Annotated in this window: 9 protein-coding genes; 5 read left to right on the top strand and 4 right to left on the bottom strand. The window is 68.3% G+C overall.

What is annotated here, in order from left to right; all coding sequences use genetic code 11:
• Positions 1 to 5: 5 nt before the first annotated feature.
• The 4 genes from chvE to IOD14_RS35625 form a co-directional block, all read right to left on the bottom strand.
• Positions 6 to 1,112 carry a multiple monosaccharide ABC transporter substrate-binding protein gene (gene chvE, locus IOD14_RS35640; RefSeq protein WP_123988905.1) on the bottom strand — a complete coding sequence of 369 codons (1,107 nt, stop codon included), beginning with the start codon at positions 1,110 to 1,112 and terminating at the stop codon, positions 6 to 8.
• A gap of 145 nt (positions 1,113 to 1,257) precedes the next feature.
• Entirely contained in the window at positions 1,258 to 2,226 is a 969-nt protein-coding gene (locus tag IOD14_RS35635; protein WP_212672470.1) for a hypothetical protein, read from the bottom strand.
• Between the two features lie 121 nt (positions 2,227 to 2,347).
• Entirely contained in the window at positions 2,348 to 3,352 is a 1,005-nt protein-coding gene (locus IOD14_RS35630) for an alcohol dehydrogenase catalytic domain-containing protein (protein ID WP_123988903.1), read from the bottom strand.
• Positions 3,349 to 4,509, bottom strand: coding sequence for a mandelate racemase/muconate lactonizing enzyme family protein (locus tag IOD14_RS35625; protein WP_123988902.1), 1,161 nt, complete (start codon positions 4,507 to 4,509; stop codon positions 3,349 to 3,351). The genes IOD14_RS35630 and IOD14_RS35625 overlap by 4 nt, the downstream gene beginning before the upstream one ends.
• Before the next feature lie 467 nt (positions 4,510 to 4,976).
• Here IOD14_RS35625 and IOD14_RS35620 point away from each other — a divergent pair, with 467 nt between their 5' ends.
• The 5 genes from IOD14_RS35620 (at position 4,977) to yjfF (ending at position 11,023) form a co-directional block, all read left to right on the top strand.
• Entirely contained in the window at positions 4,977 to 5,996 is a 1,020-nt protein-coding gene (locus tag IOD14_RS35620) for a LacI family DNA-binding transcriptional regulator (protein WP_123988901.1), read from the top strand.
• Between the two features lie 118 nt (positions 5,997 to 6,114).
• Entirely contained in the window at positions 6,115 to 7,116 is a 1,002-nt protein-coding gene (locus IOD14_RS35615; RefSeq protein ID WP_123988900.1) for an ABC transporter substrate-binding protein, read from the top strand.
• A 255-nt stretch (positions 7,117 to 7,371) separates the two neighbouring features.
• On the top strand, positions 7,372 to 8,910 hold the full coding sequence (locus IOD14_RS35610) for a sugar ABC transporter ATP-binding protein (RefSeq protein WP_212672469.1): 1,539 nt from the start codon (positions 7,372 to 7,374) through the stop codon (positions 8,908 to 8,910).
• The gene (locus IOD14_RS35605) at positions 8,907 to 9,992 is read left to right on the top strand and encodes an ABC transporter permease (RefSeq protein ID WP_212672468.1); all 1,086 of its coding nucleotides are present in this window, start codon (positions 8,907 to 8,909) and stop codon (positions 9,990 to 9,992) included. The genes IOD14_RS35610 and IOD14_RS35605 overlap by 4 nt, the downstream gene beginning before the upstream one ends.
• On the top strand, positions 9,992 to 11,023 hold the full coding sequence (gene yjfF, locus IOD14_RS35600; protein ID WP_123988897.1) for a galactofuranose ABC transporter, permease protein YjfF: 1,032 nt from the start codon (positions 9,992 to 9,994) through the stop codon (positions 11,021 to 11,023). The genes IOD14_RS35605 and yjfF overlap by 1 nt, the downstream gene beginning before the upstream one ends.
• The last annotated feature ends 100 nt before the right edge of the window (positions 11,024 to 11,123 follow it).

Genomic DNA, 11,123 nt, shown 5'->3' with positions numbered 1-11,123 from the left:
GCGGATTACTTGAGGTCGGCCTCGGTGTAGTAGCCGCCGTCGACCAGAACCTGCTTGTAGTTGGTCTTGTCGACGCTCACCGGCTTCAGCAGGTAGGCGGGGACGACCTTGGAGCCGTTGTCGTACGTCTTGGTGTCGTTGGTCTCCGGCTTCTTGCCGTTGAGGACCGCGTCGACCATGCTTCCGGCGACCTTGGCCAGCTGGCGGGTGTCCTTGTAGACGGTCTGCGTCTGCTGGCCCGCGATGATCGACTTCACCGAGGCGAGCTCGGCGTCCTGGCCGGTGAGGACCGGCAGCGGCTTGGCGCCGGTGCCGTAGCCGTCGGACTTCAGCGCCGACAGGATGCCGATCGAGATGCCGTCGTACGGCGAGAGCACCGCGTCGACCCGGCCGGTCTTGTAGGAGCCGGTCAGGATGTCGTCCATGCGGCGCTGGGCGGTGGCGCCGTCCCAGCGCAGGGTGGTGACCTTGTTGAGCGCGGTCTGGCCGGACTTGACGACGAGCTTCTTGCTGTCGATGTACGGCTTCAGGACGCTCATCGCGCCGCCGAAGAAGTACTTGGTGTTGTTGTCGTCGTTGGAGCCGGCGAACAGCTCGATGTTGAAGGGGCCCTTGCCCTCCTTCAGACCGAGCTTCTCGACGATGTAGTTGGCCTGGAGCTCGCCGACCTTGGTGTTGTCGAAGGAGGCGTAGTAGTCGACGTTCGGCGTGCCGAGGATGAGACGGTCGTAGGCGATGACCGGGATGCCCGCGTCCTTCGCCTCCTGGAGCACGTTGTTCAGCGACTTGTTGTCGATCGCGGCGACGATCAGGGCCTTGACGCCCTGGGTGATCAGGTTCTCGATCTGCGAGACCTGCTGGTCGGGCTCGTCCTCGCCGTAGACCAGCTTGGTCTTGTAGCCCTTGGACTCCAGGTCCGCCACGACGTTCTTGCCGTCGGCGATCCAGCGCTCGGAGGACTTGGTCGGCATCGCGATGCCGATCGTGCCGCCCTTGGCGCTGCCCGACTCCTTCTCGCTGCCGCCCTCGCTGTTCTGACCGCAGGCGGAGAGGGTGAGGGCGAGGACGGCCGAGGTGGCTATGGCGGGGAGTGCGGCTCTGCGGATACGCATGATCATCTTCCTTGATGTCGGGAGGCCGGGTGCGGTCCGGCGGTCTGGGCGCCAGGGGCGGTACGGGTGACGACCGGGAGAGGCTGAGGTGTGTCGGAGTCTGTTCGACTGCGTCGGCTTTTGTGAAGGGGCGTTGTCCGGAACGTTATGCAGGCGTTTCGAACCGCTTCAGCGCGCCCGGCAGCCGGGAGCCGAGCGGCGCCATGTCGCCGTCCGCCCCGTGCCGCGCGAGCAGGTCCAGGGCGAGCCGTCCGCGCCGCACTCTCTCCTTGGCGGTGGAGAGCGTGAGATCGCGCATGTGGTGCCCGTACGGGTAGATCCCGGGGGCCTTCGACAGGCCGAACTTCAGATAGAGCGGTGCGCCGCGCCGGATCAGCTCGGCGACCTCGTACATCCGCACATAGCCGCCGAGATCGTCGGGGGCCTCGATGTACATGTCCATCGGGGCGGCCGACACCCGCCGGATCTCGGTGAGGTGATCGAGCGTCAGATCGCTGGGCACGTTGATCGAGTCGCCGCCGAGGTTCTCGTACACGGCGTACGCGGTCGGGTTCACCGGCCCGATCAGCGCCGACACCTTCAGCGTCGTGTCGGCCGGGATGATCCCGGCGGACCGCGCCCGGTGCAGCGTCCACAGCACACCCTCGTCGGCGACGAGCAGGCACTTCACACCGAGCTCGGTGGCGCGGACGGCGTCCTCGACGCACCCGGCGACCGCGTCGTGGCCCCGGGCGCGCAGCCCTGCCCCCCGGGAGTCGGTGCGGGTGGAGCCGCCGATGTCCCAGGTGCCGCGGGGCCCGGTGAACAGGCAGAGTTCGATGTCGCGCTCGGAGGTCGCCTCCACCATCTCGGTGATCTCGGCGTCGGTGAGCATCCACACGCCCGAGCCCTGGCTGATCCGGTGGATCGGCACATCGAGCCGCGAGGACTCCTTGAGGACCACGCCGAGGGCCTCGGGGCCCTCCACGGAGGGCACCTCGGTGCGCCAGCGTCCGCCACCGGGGAAGGTGTGCGGGGACGCGTCGGAGGGGTCGGGGGCGGGCGTGTTCAGGCCCAGCGCGGCAAGTGCCCGCTCGCCGGGTCGTCGGGCCGCGCTGGCGGTGGTCTCGGTCACAAGCTGTCCTTCATGTTCGGTATTTCGGACGACATTCGCGGCTCTGGGTGCGCAAGGCTCTGGGTGTACGCCGGTACGAAGTCGTCAGGTACCCCGTACCGGCGTACGGCTCAGCGATGTGTCATGGCCGGAGGAGGACCTTCCCGACCTTCGGGTCGCCGGACCCCACCAACTCGATGGCCTGGGGGAACTGGTCCAGCGGCAACTCGTGGGTGACGAGCGGCAGCGGATCGAGGAGCCCGGCCCCGAAGACCCGCACCGTGTGTGCCCAGGCGTCCGGCGGCGCTCCGAACACGGTGTGCACCTCCAGCTGCCGTACGACGAGATCGGTGGGGTCGAGTCCGTCGGCGCCCGCGGCCGGGATACCGGTGAGGACGAGCCGGCCGCCGCGTCTGAGCAGCGAGGCGGCGGTGTTGGCGGCGGACGCCGATCCGGCGGTCTCGATGACGACGTCGAAGTCGTCCGGCAACTCCTGGTCCCGGGTGCGGAAGTCGGTGGCGCCGAAGGTCCTCGAGAGCTCCGCACGGTCCGGGCGGGTGCCCACCACCAGCAGCTCCGACGGGGAACCCGCCTTCAGGAACTGGACGGCGAACATCCCGAGCGTCCCCGTACCCACCACGGCGACCCGCTCGCCGGGCCGCGCGTTCGCCTTGAGAGCGGCGGCGGCGATGCAGGCGGCGGGTTCCAGGAGCGCGGCCGCCGTCAGGTCGGCGTCGTCCGGGAGGGCGTGCAGCAGTCGGGCCGGCAGGGTGAGCGTGGTGGCCATGGCGCCGGGCTGGGTGAAGCCCGTCTCCTCGTAGCCGGCCGTGCACAGCGTGGTCTCGCCCGCGTGGCAGCGGTCGCAGACCTGGCAGTTCCGGAAGCCCTCGCCCACCACCTTGCGGCCGACGAGCGACGCCGGAACCCCGGAGCCGACCGCCTCGACCGTGCCGGACCACTCGTGGCCGGGCGTGAGCGGGTAGCGGACGTACCCCTCGGGCCGGTTGCCCTGGTACACCTCGCGGTCGCTGCCGCAGATGCCGACGGCGTGGACGCGGACCAGCGCCTCGCCGGCGGCGGGCTCACGAGGTGTGTGCTCGACGAGCTGGTGCTCGCCGGGCGCCTCGATGACGACCGCGGTGCTCACTGCGCGGGGCTCTTCGGCTTGCGCTGCTCCCAGCCGTCGGCCCACAGGTCGAACCGGGCCTGCTGCTGCGGGAACTCGGCGGCGGCGTCGACGTCCAGCTCGACACCGAGGCCGGGGGCGTCGGACAGGTGGAAGTAGCCGTCCACGACCTGCGGGGCGCCCTTGACGACCTTCTTGATCTCCGCGTCGGCGAAGTCGTTGAAGTGCTCCAGGATCTTGAAGTTCGGCGCGGTGAAGCCGACCTGGAGGGAGGCGGCGGTCAGGACCGGCCCGCCCACGTTGTGGGGCGCCACCAGCATGTAGTGGGTCTCGGCGGTCGCGGCCAGCTTCCGGGTCTCCCAGATGCCGCCGATGTGGCCGACGTCGGGCTGGATGATGTCCACGGCCTGGCTCTCGAAGAGCTCACGGAACTCGATGCGGTCGTGGATCCGCTCACCGGTGGCGACCGGCATCTCCACCTTGGCGGCGACCTTCTCCAGCGCCTTCAGGTTCTCCGGCGGCACCGGCTCCTCGAGCCAGGCGGGCTTGAAGGGCGCGAGGTCCTTGGCCAGGCGGACGGCCGTGGCGGGTGAGAAGCGGCCGTGCATCTCCAGCATCAGCTCGGCGTCCGGCCCGATGGCGTCACGGACGGCCTCGATGAGCGAGACGGCGTACAGGCTCTGCTCGTGGTCGAGCTCGAAGTGCCCGGTGCCGAAGGGGTCGATCTTGAGCGCCTTGTAGCCGCGCTCCATGACCCCCTGGGCGGCCTTGTGGTAGGCCTCCGGGGTCCGTTCGGTGGTGTACCAGCCGTTGGCGTACGCCTTGACCTTGTCGGTGACCTTGCCGCCGAGCAGCTGCCAGACGGGCACACCCAGGGCCTTGCCCTTGATGTCCCAGCAGGCCATCTCGATCACGGCGATACCGGACATCACGATCTCGCCGGCCCGGCCGTAGTCGCCGTACTTCATACGCTTGACGAGGTCCTCGACAGCGAACGGGTCCGACCCGAGAATGTGGTTGGTCTTCGCCTCGTGCAGATAGCCGAGCAGGGCGTCGGTGTGGCCCAGCATGCGGGTCTCGCCGACTCCGGTGAGTCCCTCGTCGGTGTGCACCTGGACGTAGGTCAGGTTCCGCCATGGCGTCCCGACCACGTGCGTGCTGATTCCCGTGATGCGCACGTCAGCTACTCCCTAGGCTCTCAGCTTGTTCGAAATTTCGGCTCACGTTCGAAATGCTGGCACGACCGTAAGGACGACGCGGTCGGAGTGTCAATGGGTCGGGTGGTCGAACGCGTAACGGTTTCGGAGAGGCGCTCACATGGCCGCACATCGGCGGTGTACGGCCGCGCGAAACCGCCCCCCTCCTCAACTCCTGCAGCTTGAGGCGTTATTCAACCGTGACGACACTTCCCGCTGCAGCCCTCTTGACCGCCGTGAATTGTTAACGCTCACAATTACCTCCGCATTCACCGATCGGTGCCCACCGGCATCCAAGGAGGTACGAGCGTCGTGTCGGCACTGCTCCCAGCCACCCCACCGGTCGATGTCGCGGGGTCGTACGGAACGCCGGAGTGACCCGGGCGGCGCGGAATCGTCCGCCCACCACACAGGACCTGCCCACAAGCGATCGCCAAGGAGGTGCGGCCGTGAACGACGTACAGCTCCGGCCACCCACCATGGCCGATGTGGCACGCCTGGCCGGGGTGTCCCACCAGACCGTCTCGCGCGTCCTGGGGGATCACCCCAATGTGCGGGACGAGACGCGTGCCAGGGTGCTGCGTGCGATCGAGGAGATGGGCTACCGCCGCAACTTCTCGGCGCGGGCCCTGGTGACCCGGCGCACCCGGACCCTGGGTGTGGTCGCCTCCAACACCACCCTCTACGGACCGGCCAGCACGCTGTTCGCGCTGGAGGAGGCGGCGCGCGCCAAGGGGTACACCGTCTCGACGGTCAGCCTGCGCAAGCTGGCGGTGGAGACCCTCTCCGAGGCCCTGGACCACCTCAGCGAGGGCGGGGTGGAGGGGGTGATCGCCCTCGCTCCGCAGCGGTCGGCGGTCGAGGCCCTCGCGGAACTCCGCCATCCCTTCCCGGTGGTGGCCGTGGGGACCGGCTCCGGCGCGGAGATCCCCAGCGTCAACGTGGACCAGCAGCTGGGCGCCAGGTTGGCCACCAGCCATCTGCTGGCTGCCGGTCACCGCAACGTCTGGCATCTCGCCGGACCCGAGGACTGGCAGGAGGCCGCCGACCGGGCCGCCGGCTGGCGGGCGACCCTCGAAGCGGCGGGCGTCGAGCCGCCACTGCCGCTGCGGGGGGACTGGAGTCCGCTGTCGGGCTATCGCGCGGGCCAGGAACTGGCCGGCTGGGTGGGCCGCGGACTGACCGCCGTCTTCGTCGCCAACGACCAGATGGCACTGGGGGTGTTGCGGGCGCTGCGTGAGGCGGGCGTACGCACTCCCCAGGACGTCGCGGTGGTCGGCTTCGACGACATCCCGGAATCGGAGTTCTTCGCTCCACCGCTCACCACCGTCCGGCAGGACTTCGCGACGGTGGGCAAGCGGAGCATCGCCCTGCTGCTGGATCTCATCGAGGGCCGGGCGCCCTCCGGGACGCCCGGAGTCGCCATCGAACCCCAACTCGTCGTCCGGGCCAGCACCGCACCCGACTGACGCGGCACCACGCACTACCCATCGGCAATATTCGCACACCAGTGCGGCCGATATTTCGAATAATGATCGACAGGCTGGACGCAGTGCGATCGGTCCTGGCTCTTCAAAGGAGAAGAACATGCTCAACAGAAGGAACTTCCTCACTGCGGCGGTCGGCGTGGCGGCGGCGGGCACCCTGGCGGCCTGCGCCAAGGAGGACAAGGGATCCAGCACCTCCTCCGACGGCAGCAAGACGATCACCCTCGGCTTCTCCCAGGTCGGCTCCGAGAGCGGCTGGCGCAGCGCCAACACCGACTCGGTGAAGTCCGCGGCCAAGGAGGCGGGTTACAACCTGAAGTTCTCCGACGCCCAGCAGAAGCAGGAGAACCAGATCTCCGCCATCCGCAGCTACATCGCGCAGAAGGTGGACGTCATCGCCTTCTCCCCGGTCGTCGTCACCGGCTGGGACGCGGTGCTCAAGGAGGCCAAGACCGCGAAGATCCCGGTGGTCCTCACCGACCGCTCCGTCGAGACCTCCGACGAGTCCCTGTACGTCACCCTGGTCGGCTCCGACTTCACCGACGAGGGTCGCCGCGCCGCCAGGATCCTGGAGAAGGTCCTGACGAAGGCCGGCCACAAGGGCCCCGTGAAGATCGCACAGCTGGAGGGCACCACCGGTGCCGCCCCGGCGATCGAGCGCGCCAAGGGCTTCAAGGAGGTCATGGACGCGGACCACGCGGACGACTGGAAGGTCGTCGTCAGCCAGACCGGTGACTTCACCCGCGCCGGCGGCAAGCAGGTCATGGCGGCCTTCCTGCAGTCCAACCCGGACGTCAACGTGCTCTTCGCGCACAACGACGACATGGCCATCGGCGCCATTCAGTCCATAGAGGCGGCGGGGAAGAAGCCCGGCAAGGACATCCTGATCGTCTCGATCGACGGCGTGAAGGACGGCTTCGTGGCCATGTCCGAGGGCAAGATCAACGCCATCGTCGAGTGCAACCCGCTGCTCGGCCCCCAGCTGATGGACGTCGTGAAGAAGGTCAAGAACGGCGAGACGGTCGAGCGCTGGATCAAGACCAAGGAGGGCGACTTCATGCAGGACCAGGCCAAGGCCGCGCTCCCCAGCCGCAAGTACTGACCGACCGCGCACGTACGGACCGACCGCGGTACGGACCGACCGCGGTACGGACCGACCGCGGTACGGACCGACCGCGGTACGGACCGACCGCGGTACGGACCGACCGCGGTACCGACCGGCCGCGGTACCGACCGACCGCGGTACCGACCGACCGCACCCACCGGCAGGGAGCCTCCGGCAGGCCGAGCACACCTCGGCTCAAGGAGGCTCCCCGCGGGCCTTGAACGATTCGATGAGTCCATGAGGAGCGCTGCCATGGCAGAGCCGCAGCCCGTCCTGGAGATGACGGGCATAGTCAAAGAGTTTCCGGGGGTAAGGGCTCTGTCGGGCGTCGACTTCCGGCTCTTCCCCGGCGAGATCCACGCCCTGATGGGCGAGAACGGGGCAGGGAAGTCCACTCTGATCAAGGTGCTGACCGGGGTCTACTCCCTGGACGGCGGCACCATCACCCTCGACGGCAAGGCCGTGCGGATCGGCAGCCCGCTGCAGGCGCAGCACGCCGGCATCAGCACGGTCTACCAGGAGGTCAACCTCTGCCCCAACCTGTCGGTGGCGGAGAACATCTTCATCGGACGTGAACCCACCCGCGCGGGCCGCATCCAGTGGAAGCGCATGCGCAAGGAGGCGGCGGAGCTCGTAGACCGCCTCGGCCTCGACATCGACGTCACCGCGCCGCTGTCCTCCTACCCCCTCGCGGTGCAGCAACTGGTCGCGATCGTACGGTCGGTGGGCACCGGTGACAGCGACGGCGAGGGCTCCGGCACCAAGGTCCTGGTCCTGGACGAGCCGACCTCCAGCCTCGACCGCGACGAGGTCCTCGAACTGTTCCGCCTGATGCGGCAGTTGAGGGACGAGGGTGTGGCGATCCTCTTCGTCTCCCACTTCCTCGACCAGATCTACGAGATCTGCGACCGCATGACGGTCCTGCGCAACGGCACCCTGGTGGGCGAGCACATGGTCCGCGACCTCGACCAGGTCGGGCTGATCGAGCTGATGATCGGCAAGGCCCTGGACCAGCTGGAGGAGCTCCACGACCACCAACTCCGCGCGGACGTGGGCGAGTCGCTGATGAAGGCGGAGGGCCTCGGCAGGACCGGCGGCATCGCCCCCTTCGACCTGGACATCAAGAAGGGCGAGGTCGTCGGCCTCGCGGGCCTGCTCGGCTCCGGCCGCACCGAACTGGCCCGGCTGCTCTTCGGCGCCGACCAGCCGGACAGCGGCACGGTCACCATCGGCGGCAAGCAGGTTTCCATGAGCGCCCCGAACGACGCCATCGGCGCCGGGGTCGCGTTCTGCTCGGAGAACCGCAAGACCGAGGGCCTGGTCCCGGATCTGACGGTCCGTGAGAACATCATCCTCGCCCTGCAGGCGGCCCGCGGCTGGACCCGGCCCATCCCCACCGCGCAGCGCGACGAACTCGTCGCCAAGTACATCAAGGCGCTGGACATCCGCCCCGCCAACCCGGAGGCCAGGGTCGGCCAGTTGAGCGGCGGAAACCAGCAGAAGGTGCTTCTCGCCCGTTGGCTGATCACCCAGCCGAAGCTGCTGATCCTGGACGAGCCGACGCGCGGCATCGACATCGGTGCCAAGACGGAGATCCAGAAGCTGGTGGTCTCCCTCTCCGAGGACGGCATGTCCGTGCTCTACATCGCGGCCGAGTTGGAGGAGGTCCTCCGCCTCAGCCACACCATCGGAGTGCTGCGCGACCGCAAGCTGGTGGCACAGCTCACCAACGGGCCCGAGATCACCCCCAGCAAGATCCTCGAGACCATCGCGAGCGGAGAACACCAGTGACCACCACCTCCCGCTGGCGAGCACTGACGCACCATCACCTGTTCTGGCCGGTCGCGGTCCTGGTAGCCCTGCTGCTCGTCAACGTTCCCTTCACGCCCGACTTCTTCGCGATCCACATGACGAACGGCCACCTCTACGGCAGCCTCGTCTCGATCGTGCTGTTCGGCTCGCCCCTGATCCTGGTGGCGGTCGGCATGACCCTGGTCATCGCCACCGGCGGCATCGACCTCTCGGTCGGCGCCGTGGTCGCCATCACCGGGGCCCTGACCTGTTCGTACATCAGCGACCAGGCCGACCAGGGCGCTCTGTCCTCAGTGCTGCTCGCGATGGGCCTCGGCCTGATCGCGGCGGTGGTCTGCGGCCTGTGGAACGGCTTCCTCGTCGCCAGGATGGGCATCCAGCCCATCATCGCGACCCTCATCATCATGGTCGCCGGCCGCGGTGTCGCCCAGCTGATCACCGACGGCCAGATCATCACCATCAACAGCGAGCCGTACAAGCTCATCGGCGGCGGCTACTGGCTGACGCTGCCCTTCTCCATCTTCGTGGTGGCCGCGGTCGTGGCCGTCACCGTCCTGCTGACCCGCCGCACGGCCCTCGGTCTGCTCGTCGAGTCGGTGGGCGGCAACGCCGAGGCCAGCCGTCTGGTGGGCATCCGGTCGATGCGCATCAAGATCATGGTGTACGTGTTCTGCGCGGTGTGCGCGGGGATCGCGGGCCTGATGATCAGCTCCAACACCTCGGCCGCGGACGGCAACAACGCGGGCCTGTGGATCGAGCTCGACGCGATCCTCGCCGTCGTCATCGGCGGCACCTCGCTGCTCGGCGGACGCTTCTCCATCGGCGGCACGGTCATCGGCGCCCTGGTCATCCAGACCCTCACGACGACGATCTACACCATCGGCGTACCCACCCAGACCAACCTGGTCTTCAAGGCAGTCGTCGTCATCGTCGTGTGCCTGCTCCAGTCCCCGAAGTTCCGCGCCAAGGTCTTCGGCGCCCGCGCGAAGACCGCGGCCCCGGCAGCGCCCGCCGCGGTCGCCGAGCCCGCCGACTCCGCTCCCAAGATGGAGGTGTCGTGATGAGTACGACCACCAGGACTCCCGCGACGCCGGGCGCGCCGGAGCGCCGTACGACGTCCAGGTCCGCCCGCCTGCTCGGCGACCGACGGCTGCCCGTCGTGGTCACGGCCGGCCTGTTCCTCGCGATGTACGTCGTCGGCCTCAGCCGCTACCAGAACTACGGTTTCGGCGACTCGCAGGTGTTCCTCAACCTGTTCATCGACAACGGCTATCTGCTGGTCGCCGCCGTCGGGGCCACCTTCGTCATCATGTCCGGCGGCATCGACCTGTCCGTGGGCTCGGTGATCGGTTTCACGACGATGCTCACGGCGTGGCTGGTACAGGACGTGGGCCTGCCCCTGCTCCTGGTGATCCCCATATCCCTGGCCGTGGGAGCGTTCGGCGGCTTCCTCATGGGCTATGTGATCCACAACTTCGAGATCCAGCCGTTCATCGTGACGCTCGCCGGTCTCTTCCTCTTCCGGGGCCTGTGCCTGGTCATCAGCAAGGAGTCGATCGCCATCGACGACTCCGACGTGAGCAGCCTTGCGCAGACGCGAGTGCCGCTGGGCGTGGGGGACTTGTCGATCGGCGCCGTCGTGGCCCTGGTCGTCCTGGCCGCGGCCTTCTACATCCTCCACTACACGCGTTTCGGACGCCGGGTGTACGCCATCGGCGGCAACGAGCAGTCGGCTCTGCTGATGGGCCTCCCGCTGGGCGGCACGAAGATCGCGGTCTACACGATGAGCGGCTTCTGCTCCGCGCTGGCCGGCCTGCTCTTCATGCTCTACATCCAGTCCGGTGACCCGCTGCACGCCGTGGGCATGGAACTCGACGCGATCGCCGCGGTGGTCATCGGCGGCACCCTGCTGACGGGCGGCTCCGGCTATGTCCTGGGCACCCTCTTCGGCGTCCTCGTCCTCGGCCTCATCAAGAGCATCATCCAGTTCGAGGGCACGCTCAGCTCCTGGTGGACGAAGATTGCCACGGGTGTGCTGCTCTGCGCGTTCATCCTGATCCAGCGCGTGATGACGACCCGTAAGAAGAACTGAGCCGACGGGGAACCGGCGATGTCGGATTCGATGCGATGGGGGATGGAACATCCTCCACCCGCCGCGCCGGAAAGGATGGTTCAACACACAACCTTCACGA

This window comes from Streptomyces sp. A2-16 (assembly GCF_018128905.1).
Classification (GTDB): domain Bacteria; phylum Actinomycetota; class Actinomycetes; order Streptomycetales; family Streptomycetaceae; genus Streptomyces.
This window is presented reverse-complemented; position numbering and strand designations above follow the sequence as displayed.